This is a genomic window from Streptomyces sp. NPDC002088, assembly GCF_040296605.1.
In the GTDB taxonomy this organism is placed as follows: domain Bacteria; phylum Actinomycetota; class Actinomycetes; order Streptomycetales; family Streptomycetaceae; genus Streptomyces.
The window spans coordinates 90,031-105,477 of the sequence record NZ_JBEOXO010000023.1 but is presented as its reverse complement, the minus strand read 5'-3'; the positions used below and the strand labels follow the sequence as shown (position 1 = coordinate 105,477).

Sequence of the window (15,447 nt, the reverse complement as noted above, 5' to 3'; positions counted from 1 at the left end):
AGCAAGCCATGCCATCGACCGCGCTGCGCGAGCGTCCTGCGTGGAAGGCGCTCGCGGACCATCACTCCGAGATCGCCGGGCGCCACCTGCGCGAGCTGTTCGCCGCCGATCCGGGACGCGGCGAGCGGATGGCGGCCGAGGCCACCGGCCTGTACCTGGACTACTCGAAGAACCGGATCACCGACGAGACCTTGCGACTGCTGCTCCAGCTCGCCGAGGAATCGGGACTGCGCGAGCACATCGACCAGATGTTCGCCGGCGATCGGATCAACGTCTCGGAGCACCGGCCGGTGCTGCACGTGGCGTTGCGGATGCCGAAGGAGTCCTCGCTCGTCGTCGGCGGAGTGGACGTCGTCGCGCAGGTGCACGAGGTGCTCGACCGGATGGAGGAGTTCGCGGACCAGATCCGCTCGGGCGCCTGGAGAGGCGCCACCGGCAAGCCGATCCGCAACATCGTCAACGTCGGCATCGGCGGCTCCGACCTCGGGCCCGTCATGGCCTACGAGGCGCTGCGCCATTACAGCCGGCGCGATCTCACGTTCAGGTTCGTGTCCAACGTCGACTCGACGGACATCGTCGAGGCGACCCGTGATCTGGCCGCTGAAGAGACACTGTTCATCATCGCCTCGAAGACGTTCGGGACGCTGGAGACGATGACCAATGCCCGCTCTGCGCGTGAATGGGTCCTGGCGCAGCTCGGTGACGAGGCGGCGGTAGCCAGGCATTTCGTGGCGGTGTCCACGAACGCGCAACGGGTCACCGAGTTCGGCATCGACACCGCGAACATGTTCGGGTTCTGGGACTGGGTCGGCGGGCGCTACTCGATGGACTCCGCGATCGGTCTCTCGACGATGCTCGCTGTCGGTCCCGACAAGTACCGCGATCTCCTCGCCGGATTCCACGCGATGGACACGCACTTCCGCACCGCGCCGTTCGAACAGAACCTGCCGGTCCTGATGGGACTGCTCGCCGTCTGGTACGGCGACTTCTTCGGCGCCCAGACCGTCGGCGTGATGCCCTACGACCAGTACCTGAAGCGCTTCCCGGCCTACCTGCAGCAACTCACCATGGAGTCCAACGGCAAGCACGTGACGCTTGAGGGCGTGCCGGTGGACTACCAGACCGGCGCGGTGTACTGGGGGGAGCCGGGGACCAATGGGCAGCACAGCTTCTACCAGCTGATCCACCAGGGCACCAAGCTGATCCCGGTGGACCTGATCGGCTTCGGCAAGTCGCTCAACCCGCTCGGCAGCCACCACGACATCCTCTCGTCGAACGTCTTCGCCCAGGCCCAGGCGCTCGGCTTCGGCAGGACCGAGGACGAGGTGCGCGCCGAGGGGACGGCTCAGGACGTGGCGCCGCACCGGGTGATGGAGGGCAACCGCCCGACGAACGTGCTGCTGGCCGAGGTGCTCACCCCGTACCGGCTCGGCACGCTGGTCGCTCTCTACGAGCACAGCGTGTTCACCCAGGGGACGATCTGGGGGATCGACTCCTTCGACCAGTGGGGCGTCGAGCTCGGCAAGGTGCTTGCTGTCGCGATCATCCCGGAGCTCGAGAGCGCGACCGACCCTGAACTCGGCCATGACTCGTCCACGAACGCGCTGATCCGGCACTACCGCACGCTCAAGGACTAGGAGGCGCCACATGGCGACAGACAAGCCCATGCAGCTCGGGATGATCGGGCTCGGCCGGATGGGGGCGAACCTGGTGCGTCGGCTGATGCGAGACGGCCACCAATGCGTCGTGTCCGACGTCAACGCGGCCGCCGTCGCCGAACTGGCCGGCGAGAGCGCGACGGGCGCAGACTCACCCCGGGATCTCGTTGCGAAACTGGACAAGCCACGGGCCGTATGGCTCATGCTTCCGGCTGCGATCGTCGACTCCATCCTCGACCAGCTCGAGCCGTTGCTGGAGCCCGGCGACATCCTGATCGACGGCGGCAATTCCTACTACCGCGACGACATCACACGCGCCAAGCGTCTTGCCGACAAGTCGCTGCACTATGTCGACTGCGGGACCAGCGGTGGTGTCTGGGGCCTGGAGCGCGGCTACTGCCTGATGATCGGCGGCGAGGACGACGTCGTGGCCCATCTCGACCCGATCTTCAAGACGATCGCTCCCGGCGAGGGCAGCGCCGAACCGACGCCGAGCCGGACCCGGACCGACGGCACCGCCCCGCTCGGGTACCTGCACTGCGGGCCGAACGGCGCCGGGCACTTCGTGAAGATGGTCCACAACGGGGTCGAGTACGGGATGATGGCCGCGATCGCCGAGGGCCTCAGCATCATCAAGCGCGCGGACGCCGGCAAAAGCAGGCAAGAGGTCGACGCGGAGACGACGCCCCTGCGCGACGCGTGGGCCTACCAGTACGACATCGACGTCGGAGAGGTGGCCGAGGTCTGGCGGCGCGGCTCGGTCGTCGGCTCGTGGCTGGTCGACCTGATCGCCGACGCCTTCGCCGGCTCGCCCTCCCTCGACGGCTTCGCCGGGCGGGTCTCCGACTCCGGGGAAGGCCGCTGGACCGTCCTCGCCGCGGTGGACGAAGGCGTCCCGGCACCGGTCATCACCACCTCGCTCTACGAGCGCTTCGAGTCCAGGCAGGCCGGGGAGTTCACCGACAAGATCCTCTCGGCGATGCGCTCCGAGTTCGGCGGGCACGCCGAAAAGAAGGGCTGAGGGCTGTGCATCACGAACTCCAGGTCGTCGCCGACCCCGATGCGGTCGCCGGCACCGCGGCGGCGTTCGTGGCGCGGCTGGCCCGGGCCTGCGTGCAAGCCCACGGCCGATTCACGTTCGCCGTCAGCGGGGGACACACGCCCTGGGCGATGTTCGCGCGGCTCGCACATGAGGACGTCCCCTGGGAGCACATGGCGGTGTTCCAGGTCGACGAGCGGGTCGCGCCCGACGGCGACCCGGACCGCAACCTCACCCACCTGCGGGAGAGCCTCGGTGCGGCGCCGGCCGAGGTCATCGCGATGCCCGTGAACGACGCCGACCTTGACGCCGCGGCCGCCGCCTACGGGCGGTCGCTGCCCGAGCGTTTCGACCTCGTTCACCTGGGCCTCGGCCCGGACGGGCACACCGCCTCGCTGGTGCCACGGGACCCGGTACTCGAAGTCTCGGACCGGCTGGTGGCCCTGACGGCGCCCTACATGGGCCACCAGCGCATGACACTCACCTATCCTGCGCTCGCCCGGGCCCAGCAAGTGCTCTGGCTCATCACCGGAGCGGACAAGCGCGAACCGCTCTCGAGGCTCGTTACGGGAGACCGGTCGATTCCCGCCGGCCGGGTCGAGGCGGCGGCGTCGCTCGTCCTCGCGGACGCGGCGGCCGGCCAGGGCCCGGCTCTCGCCGACGCCCAGTCGCCAGCATGACCATGACGCCCGACCTTATTGCCGTGCCGGCCCCGTAAGGGGGATCAGATGGCTTTGAACTCGTCGAACGTTCCCGCAGACGTGCTGGTCATTTTCGGGATCACTGGCGACCTCGCGCGAAAGATGACGTTTCGCTCGCTCTATCGGCTTGAGCGGCGCAAGCTGCTGACCTGCCCGATCGTCGGCGTGGCGCGCGACGGCTGGTCCGACGACGCGCTGCGTGACCACGCCCGCGCGGCGATCAGGGAAGCGGGCGAGTCGCTGGACGAAAGTGTCTTTGCCCGGTTCGCCGCCCGACTCAGCTATGTGCAGGGCGATTACGCCGACGAGGAGACGTTCCATCGCCTCGCCCGGGCGGTCAACGGCAGGCGGCGCCCCGTCTTCTACCTGGAGATCCCGCCGTCGCTGTTTGCCCGGGTGGTCGGGGGCCTGGCAGGCGCCGGGCTGACCAAGGGCGCCCGGGTTGTCGTGGAGAAACCGTTCGGGCATGACCTCGCGTCGGCGCGCGCCCTCAACGCCGAGCTGCGTCAGCTCCTCGACGAAGATCAGCTGCTGAGGATCGACCACTTCCTCGGCAAAGAGCCGGCGATGGACATCCTGTTCCTGCGGTTCGCCAACTCTGTGTTCGAGCCGGTGTGGAACCGCGACCACGTCTCCTGCGTGCAGATCACCATGGCCGAGGACTTCGGGGTCGAGGACCGCGGCCACTTCTACGACCCGGTCGGCGCGCTCCGCGACGTCGTGCAGAACCATCTGCTGCAGCTGCTCGCCCTGGTGGCGTCCGAGCCGCCATCAGCCGCCGATGCGGACGCGCTCCGAGACCGCCGGGTTGATGTGTTCCGGGCGATCCCCGACGCCGACCCGGCCCACTACGTCCGCGGGCAGTACGAGGGGTACCTGCAGGTCCCCGGCGTGCGGCCGCGCTCGCGCACCGAGACCTTCGTCGGGTTGCGGCTGGAGGTCGAGAACTGGCGCTGGTCCGGGGTGCCGTTCTTCATCCGCGCCGGCAAGTCGCTCCCCGAGCGAGTGACCGAGATCCGGATCGTGTTCAAGCGCCCGCCGCGGCTTGCGTTCGCGGAGCGGTTCGCGCCCGAGCCCGACCAGTGGATCCTGCGGATCGATCCGAGCCCTGGCATGAACTTCCGCATCCAGGCCAAGCAGCCGGGCAAGCAGGACACGCAGCTGGTGGACCTTGACCTCCTCTTCGCGGCCGAGCTCGGTGAGGCACCCGAACCGTACGAGCGCCTGCTCAGTGATGCCATGCAAGGCAACGCGAGCCTGTTCACCCGGGAGGACTCGGTGGAGGAGACGTGGCGAATCGTCCAGCCACTGCTGGAGGCGCCCGGCGACCCCGAGCACTACCGGCAGGGGACCTGGGGACCGGCGGGCACGAGCAAGCTCGTCGCCGGATATCCGCGATGGCACGAACCATGGCTGCCGGCGAGGCCTCCCGACTGAGTCCGAGCATTTCCGGGTGATCAGCAGCAAGGAATCGGCCGGTGGGAGGTCTGTTTCTTTGCAAGGAGGCCGAGGCCCGGATGCCAAGCGCTGCATCGTACGGCCCCGCAGCGCGTGCTGCAGGGCCGTACGCCGGTCAGGCGGTGGTCAGCGCGCACTGGCCGCGCTCGGCCTTCATCGGGCCGGCGGCGGTGGGCCGGACGTCGAAGTCGAACATGGCGGTGGGTACGTACAGCGAGCAGCAGGCGTTGGGGATGTCGACGATGCCGCTGATGCGTCCCTCGATGGGGGAGGAGCCGAGCAGCAGGTAGGCCTGCTCTCCGCTGTAGCCGAACTTCTTGAAGTACTCGACGGCGTTGAGGCAGGCCCGGCGGTAGGCCAGCGTCGCGTCCAGGTAGTAGTTCGTGTCCGTGTCGTGGTCGACGGAGATCCCGATGAAGGTGAGGAACTCCGTGTACCTCGGCTCGACGTTGCCGGGAATGAACACGGGGTTGGTGGAGATGCCATACGTTTCCATGCCGCCCTTGATCAGGTCGACGTGGAAGTCGATGAAGCCGCCCATCTCGATGGCGCCACAGAAGGTGATCTCTCCGTCGCCCTGGCTGAAGTGCAGGTCGCCTCCCGAAAGCTTGGCGTCCTTGACGTGTACGGGGTAGAAGACCCTCGATCCCCGGGTGAAGTTCTTGATGTCGTGGTTGCCTCCGTTCTCGCGGGCCGGCACGGTACGTGCGCCTTCTTCGCCGATGCGCTGTGCGAGGTCTCCGGTGGCCGTGCCGGCGAGTGCGTTGGTGGCGTCCGGCGGTACGGCGAGCGGGGGGACCCTGTTCGGGTCGGTGTCGATCAGCGCCTTCTCGCGGGTGTTCCAGCGGGCCAGCATCTCGGCGGACGGGGCGGTTCCGAACAGCCCGGGGTGGGTGATTCCGGTGAAGCGGATCCCAGGAAGGTGGCGGGAGACGGCCTGCTGTCCGTGGAAGTCCCATATCGCCTTGTAGGCGTCCGGGAAGTAGTCGGTCAGGAAGCCTCCGCCGTTGGCCTTGGCGAAGATGCCGGTGTAGCCCCAGCCCTGTCCTGCCGCGTCCCCGGTCTGCTGCGGCACGGGGCCGAGGTCGAGGATGTCGACGACGAGCAGGTCGCCGGGTTCGGCGCCCTCCACGCCTATCGGGCCGCTGAGCATGTGAGGGATGGTCAGGTCGATGTCGCGTACATCGTTGGCGGTGTCGTTGTTGCCGACCTGGCAGTCGGTCCAGTCGCGGCACTCCATGCGGAACTCCGCTCCTGGCTTCACCATGGCAACGGTGGGGACGTCCGGGTGCCACCTGTTGTGTCCGGGAACCGCCTGGTCACGCATCGACTTGCTGTGGTCCACATTGAAGAGAATTTCGGGCATGACAGCTCCTCGTTTCTGATCCGGTCAGGACGTTGTGCCCGTACTTCCGGCCGATCCGGCCGTGGCCGGCTGCCGCGATTTCCTGGTGAGCGGCCACAGCGCCGCGAATACGACGACACCGAAGACCCCGAGGGCGATGGCGATCTCCGTGGTGTGCTTCCAGTAGCCGGACAGCAGCAGCGCCGCGGGAATGACACCGGTGACCCAGCCCTCGATCGCCGTCACCCAGCCCACATACGTGGACAGCTCTGTCTTCTTGAGACCGAGCAGCAGGAAGAACAGGAACCAAAGGAAGGCCCAGTAGAGCCAGATGACTCCGAACGGGTAGTCCTTGAAGAGGTGGAAATTGACGAACGAATACCCTAGGGCGACGATCGCCACGAAGAGGGAGTAGTAGCCGACGCCGATGTTGTCGATGCCGGCGAGCAGGACAATTCCCACATACAGATAGGTGAATCCGAACAGGTAGATCCCGGACGCCGCCAGTACCTTCATGGGGTCATCGCCGGCCGTGAAGATGAGGTAGGTCGGCGTCAGTACCTGCAGTCCACCCACGAAGAGGTTGAACACTGCTGCGGACTTGGCGTCGACCTTCTCCAGCAACAACAGCCCGTTCACGAACAGAACGGCACCGACAAAGAGCAGTCCCACATTTCCCACGGGGACGCACCTCCTAAGTCCGCGTGGGTGGGAATCGCGTTGTGCCCGGGTCGCCGACCGACTGCCGGGGATGCGGCGCCGTTTCCGGCGAGGGTCACGTGATTCCGCATTCCGCGCGCCGCTGCGGGAACGACGTCCGGGTTCCGGCGTCGAAACCCGCGTGAGACGTTCTTCTGCCTTGTCGATCACCGCCCTCAGGGACGCGGCAACCGTGAGAGCGCGGGGTGCGGGTGCCGTTCCACCCTTGTGCGTGGTGGCACTTCGGAGACTACCGCTGGGGCCTCACGGGCCTGCTCCTCCCGCTCATGGAGGGCGGCGGTCGCGCTCGAGGTCACTGAAAGGCCGGGCGCGGAGTACACACGTCTCGCGGCGTCTGCGCAAGCAGGACAGCCGTAAACTCTGGGCGCGGTACCGATAGCCAACCTCACATCGAAAGGCCCACACCGGCTGCATACATATTCATAGGTTGCCATGAGCTGCCTCCGGATGCCGGTGACGCTGGCCAGCCCAAACGTATGCGGCACGCTCCAACAGGCACACACCACACCGCAATTCCTTTTCTAAGGGTAATCCACGTGTCAAGTCGAGAACGTCGTGCAGCCGATGTAGAAACCGGCGTCTGCACATGTCATGACCGGCTCCGGCAGCCCATTTCGTGCGCCGAGACACGTCAGCAGCCCTAGCACGAACGAGCCAGTGATATTGATGAGTCGTCCCCGCCGGGCCAGTGCCGTCCTGCCGATGACCAGGACCAGGTCGGTGGCGGTCAGACCGGCGAACAGAGCAGCAGCGCCGGCAGCAAGGCACCGGACACCTTGATGGCGAACGGCGTCACGGGAAACGTCGCCTCAGGCCAGGGGAAGGCCTCCGGTGCGTAACGGGCCGCACCACCGAGAAGGCGCGCCGAGCGCGATCGCCGCGAGGACGCCCCGGCGCAGACACGAGCGGAACGGCTCGCGTGACGGTTCGAAATCGCCTCCCGGTTCGGATTGGGCACCGGCGAAGCGTGCCGGCTGTCGGGATTCCCTCTCGGGCCCTGATTCGTCTGGGCGCGTCGGAAGGCTCCGCGCACACCGAGTCCCCCCGCTGCTGCCGCGTGCTCGTCGGCGCTTCTGCATCCCTATCCACTGGCCCACTTGCCCAATGTCCCCGGGGATTGCAGCGCCGACGCGTGCTCGACTAAAATTCAAGATCATCGGTGCCCCATCGGCTAAGCGGAGCAGGGGCCTTACCGATGGAGGACGGCCATGGCAAAGATCCTTGCGGTGCTCTATCCGGACCCCGTGGGCGGTTATCCTCCCGACTACGCCCGCGACGAGATTCCGGCCATCACTGGCTATCCGGGCGGTCAGACCGCGCCGACCCCGCAAGCCATAGATTTCACCCCGGGGCAGCTCCTCGGCAGCGTCTCGGGGGAACTGGGACTGCGCCGGTTCCTGGAGGACCGAGGCGACACCTTTGTCGTCACCAGCGACAAGGAAGGCCCGGATTCCACCCTGGACCGTGAGCTGCCCGACACCGACGTGGTGATCTCGCAGCCCTTCTGGCCCGCTTATCTGACCCCCGAGCGGATTGCCGCGGCTCCCCAGCTCAGGCTCGCGATCACCGCCGGGATCGGATCGGACCACGTCGACCTGCCGAGCGCCATCGCCCACGGCATGACGGTGGCGGAGGTGACCTACAGCAACAGCATCAGCGTGTCCGAGCATGCCGTCATGCAGATCCTCACCCTGGTGCACAGCTACATGCCCGCTCACGACTGGGTGACCGCCAAGAAGGGCTGGAACATCGCGGACAGCGTCTCGCGCGCCTATGACCTCGAAGGCATGGACGTCGGCGTCCTCGGCTCCGGCCGTATCGGCCAGGCGGTACTGCGTCGCCTCAAGCCGTTCGACGTCACCCTGCACTACTGCGACGTGCACCGGCTGCCCAAGGAGGTCGAAGAGGAACTGGAGCTGACCTGGCATCCTGACGCGGGTTCGCTGGCCTCCTCGGTCGACGTACTGTCGATCCACGCTCCGCTGCATCCGCAGACGCAGAACCTCTTCGACGATGACCTGATCGGGGTCATGAAGCGCGGTTCGTACATCGTGAACACCGCACGCGCGCTCATCGTCAACCGCGACGCCGTGGTGCGGGCCCTCAACAGCGGCCAGCTGGCCGGTTACGCCGGTGACGTCTGGTATCCGCAGCCGCCACCGCCCGACCATCCCTGGCGCACCATGCCGCATGAAGCGATGACACCGCACGTCTCCGGTTCGACCCTGTCGGCGCAGGCCCGGTACGCGGCCGGCACCCGGGAGATCCTGGAGTGCTGGCTCGACGGACGCCCCATCCGCCCCGAGTACCTGATCGTCGACGGCGGTGGGCTTGCCGGGACAGGAGCGCGCTCTTACACCGTGGCCGGATGACGAATAACGCATAAATGCCGGTGGTCAGATATCGGCAGAGGATTCATTGGAAGATCCGGCACCCGGCACAAGAAGATCCAGTACATGAAGATCCAGTACAAGATCCACCAGGTGGGTGGGCAATGGATCTTCTGGCATGTCATGCCCGCCGCGATTCCATGCTGCTGTGAGTCGACTCACTCCGGCATATGCTGGACGAACGTTTCCGAGACCTTTAGTGTCCGTAAATAGATTAATTTTTCCATATGCGGAGGCATCGGCGCCGCGCATACCGTTTCGCAAGAGAACCAAGGTGAACACCGGGAAGGCGGATCAGTGAGCAGCAGCGACGCCGTGTGGGTACGGGGCGTGAACGGCATTCAAATGCATCACGTGACCGACCTTCAGGATGCCAGCAGGTTTTTGGGTAACGCAGCGATGGCACTGCGGGCCGCACACGTAAGGACTGGCGCCGACCGGTACTCCAGTATCGCCGCCGAGCTCAAGAGCCTGGTGGAGCGAGTACGGGAGCTGGAAGACGAGGCGCGGGGGAGGATGCACGAACTGCACTCCACCGACCCCGAGCGGTTCGTCCGCTGCCGGGATGGTCACGAGCCGTGGCCCGGTGAGATCCCGGCCGGATTCATCCCGCGCCACACTTGCAGGGATGAGTGCCTCTACCACGACCGCGAGGTCCTGAACGCCATCATGCAGTGCACCTGCGGCCGGCCGCCGTGCCGGGCGTGTGAGATCGGCGGGAAGCTCTGACAAGCCCGGGCCCGGGGGGCTCCCTCAGCACCCGCTGACGTTGACCGGGAGCCCGCCGCCGGCCGCTGGTCAGTGGCCGCGGTAGGCCGGCGGCCACGGCGCGTCTCAGCGTGCGCTCGGCCTGAATGTCAGCGGTTGGAAGATCGGTCGTTCCTGCCGGGGTGCTGAAGTCCAGTTTCCAGCCGAGCCCGGCTGCGCCATCAAGGTCCACGGGGCGTGCACCGGGGGAGCGGGGCAGGAGCGAGTGAGAGCATCTCCGCGACGGTATAGACGCGCAGCCGGGCGATCCGGGCGGAGAAGAAGATGCTCAGGGCGAGAAGGCCGAGCCCGATGGAGGCGACCATCCAGGCACCGGACAGATACCCCTCGTCGTATTGAGTGATGATCCCCCATCAGGGTGATCGACCACATGCCGCCCAGCGCGGGGGATGGGGCCGAGGCGGCGGCCGGCGACCAGGAAATCGCTCTTGGACGTGGCGCGTCTTTGCCCCACCACCCGACCCCGATGATGCCCAGCAGATATCCGAGCATCACGACGTAGTCGACGGTCCCGAGGTTCTCCGATCCGGCGCGAGCCATGCCAGCCTGCGCGCGGCACCACCCGACCCGGCGACGACCTCGTCCACCTGGCGGCCCTGGGCACCGCGCTGGCCACGCCGTACCTGAATGTGGACGGCCGGACTCTGCGCGCTAGCAACAGCAGTTGGAGCAGGCTGGACCTGAGGAGGACCTGGCCGAGCTCTACGCGGCGCGGCTGGGGTCTGCAAATGAACGGCTCTGTCCCGTAGCCGGTGGTGTCGAAGCGTGGCCGAGGTCGTCGGTGTCGCGTGCGTGACGTCAACTCCCTTGTGGAAACTGTGTTTTCTGGGTTGTCGGCGCTGGTCGTCGAGGATGCGGAGGGCGGGGGCGAGGTGATCCGTCGGTCGGCGCGAACCCGGCGGAGGCAGTGTCGTGCCCACTGTGCGGGGCACCGGCCGCGAGGGTGTGTGGCTTCCATGGGAGCACGGTCGCGGGCGTGCCGGTGGACGGTCGACGGGTGGTCGACGGGTGGTGGTGTCGGTGCAGGTGCGGCGCCTGATCTGGCCGGTGCTCGGCTGCGCGCGGCAGACCTTCCGCGAGCAGGGTCCCGGTCTGCTGGAGCGTTACGAGCGCCGCACGCCCCGACTGTCGGGGCAACTTGGTTATTTTGTAAAGGAGTTGGCGGGCCGGGCCGGCGCCCTTCTCTCCCGATGCCTCGCCGTCGCGATCTCCCGCTCGACCGCGCTGCGGATGCTCACGAGAGCACGGCAAGCGCGACCACTGAGCCGCCTCTCGCTTCCACGGCCGGGCGTCGTGGCTCCGATGACGTTGCCGGCTTCCGGTTGCTCAGCGGGTGCCGGATTCTTCGTGTTCATTGCCTGATTCTGGTTCCGCGCCGCATGCGACTGCGCCGATGACGTTGGCCGGCTCATGGCCACTTACGGCGCCGGTTTTCTCTTCGCCGCCTTCGCCGGACACGTCCCGCTGTGGCGGAAACAGGCCACGGCGGGAAGCCGTCACGATCACCATCCGCTGCTGAATTGGCCCTGTGGCAATGTGCTGACGAGCAACCATTCATCCTCCCGTGCAGGGGGCTGCGCCGTGCGCAGTCCACCGGGCACACCCCTGCCCCCGGGGGGAGAGCAGCGAGGGAGTTCCATGGCTCTGATATCCCGGCTGACGCTGGGCGCGGCGACCGCCGCGGTCCTGGCTGTCACCGCGGCTTTCCCCTCGACGGCGACCCCGCCGTCCTCGGGGGACGGCGGAAGACCGATCGTCGGCAGTAAGGCGGCGTCGAAGGCAGGCGGTTCGACTGCGACCGTGACTCTGGTCAGCGGTGACAAGGTTCGCGTCACCACCGATGCGCAGGGCCGCAGTTCCGTCGTCGTACTGCCCGACGAGGACGGCAGCGACCCGATCGTCCAGACCCGCCAGGTCGGTGACGACCTGTATGTCTACCCCGCCTCGGCAAGCCGGGCGCTCGCCGACGGCCTGGTCGACGAGGAGCTGTTCAACGTCACCGGCCTGGTCCGGCAGGGCTACGACGACGCGCACTCCGACACCCTCCCGCTCATTGCGACATACCAGGACGGGACCGATGTCGGCCGCAGCCTCCCGGTCACGCCTCGCGGGGCCGAGCGGGGACTGACCCTCTCGGCGGTGGACGGTGTCGCGCTCAAGGCCGACAAGGCCTCCGCCACCGACTTCTGGCAGGACGTCACCGACAAGAAGTCCCGCGCCGCCTCCGCTCTCAAGAAGCTGTGGCTGGACCGTAAGGTAACCGCCACCCTCGACAAGTCGACCGCCCAGGTGAACGCCCCCGCGGCCTGGGCGGCCGGCTACGACGGGACCGGTACGAAGGTCGCCGTGCTGGACACCGGAGTCGACGCCGACCACCCCGACCTGCAGAACCGAGTCGCCGAGTCCAAAGATTTCACCGGATCCAGCAGCGGCACCGCCGACAAGCAGGGCCACGGCACCCACACCGCCTCCACGGTCGGCGGTTCGGGCGCGGCGAGCGACGGCAAGAAGAAGGGCGTCGCCCCCGGCACGTCCCTGCTCATCGGCAAGGTGCTCAACGACTCCGGCGAGGGCGACTCCTCCTGGATCATCGCGGGTATGCAGTGGGCCGTCGACCAGCAGGCCGACGTGGTCTCGATGAGCCTGGGCTCCACAGACGTGGGCGACTGCACCGACGTCATGGCGCAGGCCGCGAAGGAGCTCTCGCAGAGCACCCGTACCCTGTTCGTCGTCGCCGCGGGCAACTCCGGCCCGCACGCCGAGACCGTCTCCTCGCCCGGCTGTGCACCCGGTGTGCTGACCGTCGGCGCAGTCGACCGCGACGACACCACGGCGTCGTTCTCGAGCCGGGGCCCGGTCGCCGTCACCCACACGCTCAAGCCCGAGATCGCTGCCCCCGGCGTCGGGATATCCGCGGCCAACGCGGGCGGCCGCGGCGTGTACGCGTACCAGACGATGTCGGGTACCTCCATGGCCACCCCGCATGTCGCCGGTGCCGCCGCCATCGTCCGCCAGGCGCACCCCGACTGGACCGCGCAGCAGGTCAAGGCCGCCCTGGTCGGCTCCGCCCGGACCGGCGGCAGTGTCGGTGAGGCCGACGAGGTCGGTGCCGGCGTGCTGGACGTCGCCGCCGCGATCGACGAGACGGTGGTCTCCGAGCCCGCCGTCCAGGCCGGTACCTACGACTGGCCGCAGCAGGCGTCCGACCGCACCACCGTGGATGTGCCGTTCACCAACAGCGGCAGCACGGCCGTCACCCTGAAGCTGGACGTCAGCGGGGTGCACGGCAATGACGGCAGCACCGTCACCACCCCGGTGGCCCAGCTGGGCGACAAGAAGGTGACCGTTCCGGCCGGGGGCACCGTCAAGGTGCCGCTGCAGATCGACCCGACCGCGCACCTCAAGGACGACCAGTACGGCGGCGTCACCGGGCGCATCCTGGCCACCGGCGACGGGGTGCACGTCTCCGTGCCGTTCACGCTCTACGTCGAGCCGGAGACCGTGACGCTCAAGGTCAAGGTCCTCGACCGCAACGGCGAGCCCGCGACCGGCGACAGCTCCCTGGACGTCACCGCGATGGACACCGACAGCGCCGAGCGCCGCACCCTCGACGGTGCCGCCGAGGAGGAGTACAGCGTCCGCCCGGGCGACTACACGATCAGCAGCTTCGCGGTGTCGTACGACGACGCGGGTGCGGCCACGTCGGTCAGCTACCTCGCGGACCCGCAGCTGCGGATCACCGGTGACACCACTGTGGTCCTCGACGCAAGGAAGGCCAACCGGCTGAGCGTTGAGACCGAGCGCCCGGCGACCTTGAGCCGGACCACCCTCAGCTACGTCCGGACCTGGGACGACTACTGGCTGATGACCGGCACGCTCACCGCCGGCAGCACCGTGCGGGACTACTACGCGTCGGTGGACGGCCGGGCCAGGACGGGCTCGTACGAGTTCCGCTCCACCTGGCGCCTCGCCGGCTCCGACGCCGACTCGTCCTACGTGTACAACCTCACCTACCCGACCGACGGCCCGATCAAGTCCGACCAGGTGTACCGCGCGAAGAACGCCGGCCTGGCCCAGGTCACCGAGAAGTGGAACGCGGTCGGCAAGGAGGCCGACTACCGCGACTTCCTGTGGGTCCGCCCGTCCTGGAGCGATGACACCTACATCATGGTGAGCGCGGGCGACGCGGTCCACGTGCCCGGTACCCGTACCGCCTACTACACCCCCGGCGACGACGCCTGGTCGCACTACGCGATGACGACCTTCCCCTGGGCCGCCGTCCTGCAGGACCAGGACCGCACCTACCAGGCAGGGCAGAAGGGCACCGAGGAGTGGTACCGCGGCGTGCTGCGCCCGGCCGCGGCGCGCGACGAGAACGGCGCGCTGGAGCTGGCCGCCGAGCGGCAGGGCGACCTGATCGGCTTCCAGAGCGCCTTCTGGCTCGACGGCTCCGGGGACCACTGGTCCTACGGCGGGTCCTTCGGCGACTTCGGCAACCTGGAACTGAAGCGCAACGGTGAGACCATCGGCACCAGCGCCTGGCCCTCCGGCGTGTTCGAGGTACCGGACGAGGACTCCGCGTACGAACTCACCCAGAACCTCTTCAAGTTCGCCAGCTCGGACCGGAACTGGCTGCGCTCCAGCCAGATCACCACGACCTGGAGCTTCCGCTCGCACCTGGAGTCGGACGTCTACTCGCAGGGCCTGCCGATCCTCTTCCCCGCGTACGACGTGCCGGTGGACTCCCTGAACCGGGTGGCCGCCGAGAGCGGGGTCCGGATCGGCCTGTCGGCCGAGGGCCACGCCGGGTACACCCCCGGTGCGATCACGGCGGCCTCGCTGTCCTACTCGTACAACGGCGGCAGCACCTGGACCCAGGCCGAGACCCGGCAGCAGGACGGTGCCTGGACGGCGGTCCTCGACCACACGGGCGCCAGTGGCAAGCCCGTCACGCTGAAGGTCACGCTCACCGACGCGAACGGCAACGCGGTCACCCAGACCGTGACGCGTGCGTACGACGTGAGCTGACACCCGTAGGACACGGCCGCGCCGGCCCCGAAAGGGCCGGCGCGGCCGCATTGCAGCAGCGGTCCACAGGGCGGTCGGTGACCTGCGGGCCCGAAAGTCCTGGGCTGTCGGGGCCGGGTGGAGGCGACGGCGGTGCGGTGGCGCGGGCGCGCCACGGGCATCAGCTTCGTCTCACGGTTGCAGCGCAGGGCCGATTCGAGTACGGGCGAGAGCGTGCCGCCGAGCGCGATGACCCCGGCGGGGTAGAGCGGGCCGCCGGTGGCGGCTACCCGGTCGGTCAGCCACTTGACCGCCTGGCTGGCAGCCGGGACGTTGTCGGCGCGCAGGACCCGCACCGCCG

At 68.0% G+C, this 15,447-nt stretch carries 14 protein-coding genes and 1 pseudogene; 8 read left to right on the top strand and 7 right to left on the bottom strand.

Annotated features, from left to right (window positions below):
- Positions 1–8 precede the first annotated feature (8 nt).
- From pgi to zwf, 4 genes are read left to right on the top strand one after another with little or no spacing between them, the layout of a single operon-like run.
- On the top strand, positions 9–1,637 hold the full coding sequence (pgi, locus tag ABT114_RS37035) for a glucose-6-phosphate isomerase (RefSeq protein ID WP_351147619.1): 1,629 nt from the start codon (positions 9–11) through the stop codon (positions 1,635–1,637).
- A 10-nt stretch (positions 1,638–1,647) separates the two neighbouring features.
- Positions 1,648–2,679: a phosphogluconate dehydrogenase (NAD(+)-dependent, decarboxylating) gene (gnd, locus tag ABT114_RS37030; protein ID WP_502988454.1), complete on the top strand. Its 1,032-nt coding sequence runs from the start codon at positions 1,648–1,650 to the stop codon at positions 2,677–2,679.
- 5 nt (positions 2,680–2,684) lie between these two features.
- Positions 2,685–3,377, top strand: coding sequence for a 6-phosphogluconolactonase (gene pgl, locus ABT114_RS37025; RefSeq protein WP_351147616.1), 693 nt, complete (start codon positions 2,685–2,687; stop codon positions 3,375–3,377).
- A gap of 48 nt (positions 3,378–3,425) precedes the next feature.
- The gene (zwf, locus tag ABT114_RS37020; protein ID WP_351147613.1) at positions 3,426–4,835 is read left to right on the top strand and encodes a glucose-6-phosphate dehydrogenase; all 1,410 of its coding nucleotides are present in this window, start codon (positions 3,426–3,428) and stop codon (positions 4,833–4,835) included.
- Positions 4,836–4,971: 136 nt separating this feature from the next.
- On the opposite strand, the gene fmdA is transcribed toward zwf, so the two are convergent.
- From fmdA to ABT114_RS37000, 4 genes are all read right to left on the bottom strand, one after another.
- Positions 4,972–6,222, bottom strand: a complete 1,251-nt coding sequence (gene fmdA / locus ABT114_RS37015) for a formamidase (RefSeq protein ID WP_351147610.1) — start codon at positions 6,220–6,222, stop codon at positions 4,972–4,974.
- A gap of 24 nt (positions 6,223–6,246) precedes the next feature.
- Positions 6,247–6,882: an AmiS/UreI family transporter gene (locus tag ABT114_RS37010; RefSeq protein WP_351147608.1), complete on the bottom strand. Its 636-nt coding sequence runs from the start codon at positions 6,880–6,882 to the stop codon at positions 6,247–6,249.
- Between the two features lie 194 nt (positions 6,883–7,076).
- Complete coding sequence (locus ABT114_RS37005; protein WP_351147606.1) at positions 7,077–7,355, bottom strand: FmdB family zinc ribbon protein; 279 nt, start codon at positions 7,353–7,355, stop codon at positions 7,077–7,079.
- Positions 7,356–7,648: 293 nt separating this feature from the next.
- The gene (locus tag ABT114_RS37000; RefSeq protein WP_351147605.1) at positions 7,649–7,879 is read right to left on the bottom strand and encodes a hypothetical protein; all 231 of its coding nucleotides are present in this window, start codon (positions 7,877–7,879) and stop codon (positions 7,649–7,651) included.
- Positions 7,880–8,129: 250 nt separating this feature from the next.
- Here ABT114_RS37000 and ABT114_RS36995 point away from each other — a divergent pair, with 250 nt between their 5' ends.
- Complete coding sequence (locus ABT114_RS36995) at positions 8,130–9,293, top strand: NAD-dependent formate dehydrogenase (RefSeq protein ID WP_351147604.1); 1,164 nt, start codon at positions 8,130–8,132, stop codon at positions 9,291–9,293.
- Between the two features lie 24 nt (positions 9,294–9,317).
- On the opposite strand, the gene ABT114_RS36990 is transcribed toward ABT114_RS36995, so the two are convergent.
- Positions 9,318–9,593 (bottom strand): hypothetical protein, encoded by a 276-nt coding sequence (locus tag ABT114_RS36990; protein ID WP_351147602.1) that lies wholly within the window; start codon positions 9,591–9,593, stop codon positions 9,318–9,320.
- A gap of 63 nt (positions 9,594–9,656) precedes the next feature.
- Here ABT114_RS36990 and ABT114_RS36985 point away from each other — a divergent pair, with 63 nt between their 5' ends.
- On the top strand, positions 9,657–10,040 hold the full coding sequence (locus ABT114_RS36985) for a hypothetical protein (RefSeq protein ID WP_351147826.1): 384 nt from the start codon (positions 9,657–9,659) through the stop codon (positions 10,038–10,040).
- A 200-nt stretch (positions 10,041–10,240) separates the two neighbouring features.
- Here ABT114_RS36985 and ABT114_RS50725 read toward each other — a convergent pair whose 3' ends face one another.
- Entirely contained in the window at positions 10,241–10,384 is a 144-nt protein-coding gene (locus ABT114_RS50725; RefSeq protein WP_502988456.1) for a hypothetical protein, read from the bottom strand.
- A gap of 483 nt (positions 10,385–10,867) precedes the next feature.
- On the opposite strand from ABT114_RS50725, the pseudogene ABT114_RS36975 reads away from it, so the two are divergent.
- A pseudogene (locus ABT114_RS36975) lies at positions 10,868–11,321 on the top strand (ISL3 family transposase); the annotation flags it as partial.
- Positions 11,322–11,405: 84 nt separating this feature from the next.
- Here the strand turns inward: ABT114_RS36975 and ABT114_RS36970 are convergent.
- Entirely contained in the window at positions 11,406–11,633 is a 228-nt protein-coding gene (locus ABT114_RS36970) for a hypothetical protein (protein WP_351147600.1), read from the bottom strand.
- A gap of 84 nt (positions 11,634–11,717) precedes the next feature.
- Here ABT114_RS36970 and ABT114_RS36965 point away from each other — a divergent pair, with 84 nt between their 5' ends.
- Positions 11,718–15,107, top strand: a complete 3,390-nt coding sequence (locus tag ABT114_RS36965) for a S8 family peptidase (protein ID WP_351147598.1) — start codon at positions 11,718–11,720, stop codon at positions 15,105–15,107.
- The last annotated feature ends 340 nt before the right edge of the window (positions 15,108–15,447 follow it).

Coding starts and splice junctions, on each gene's coding strand:
- pgi (WP_351147619.1), top strand. CDS start 9: ATGCCATCGACCGCGCTGCGCGAGCGTCCTGCGTGGAAGGCGCTCGCG.
- ABT114_RS36985 (WP_351147826.1), top strand. CDS start 9,657: ATGCATCACGTGACCGACCTTCAGGATGCCAGCAGGTTTTTGGGTAAC.
- ABT114_RS50725 (WP_502988456.1), bottom strand. CDS start 10,384: ATGGTCGCCTCCATCGGGCTCGGCCTTCTCGCCCTGAGCATCTTCTTC.
- ABT114_RS36970 (WP_351147600.1), bottom strand. CDS start 11,633: ATGGTTGCTCGTCAGCACATTGCCACAGGGCCAATTCAGCAGCGGATG.
- ABT114_RS37005 (WP_351147606.1), bottom strand. CDS start 7,355: ATGGCAACCTATGAATATGTATGCAGCCGGTGTGGGCCTTTCGATGTG.
- gnd (WP_502988454.1), top strand. CDS start 1,648: ATGGCGACAGACAAGCCCATGCAGCTCGGGATGATCGGGCTCGGCCGG.
- zwf (WP_351147613.1), top strand. CDS start 3,426: ATGGCTTTGAACTCGTCGAACGTTCCCGCAGACGTGCTGGTCATTTTC.
- ABT114_RS36965 (WP_351147598.1), top strand. CDS start 11,718: ATGGCTCTGATATCCCGGCTGACGCTGGGCGCGGCGACCGCCGCGGTC.
- ABT114_RS36995 (WP_351147604.1), top strand. CDS start 8,130: ATGGCAAAGATCCTTGCGGTGCTCTATCCGGACCCCGTGGGCGGTTAT.
- fmdA (WP_351147610.1), bottom strand. CDS start 6,222: ATGCCCGAAATTCTCTTCAATGTGGACCACAGCAAGTCGATGCGTGAC.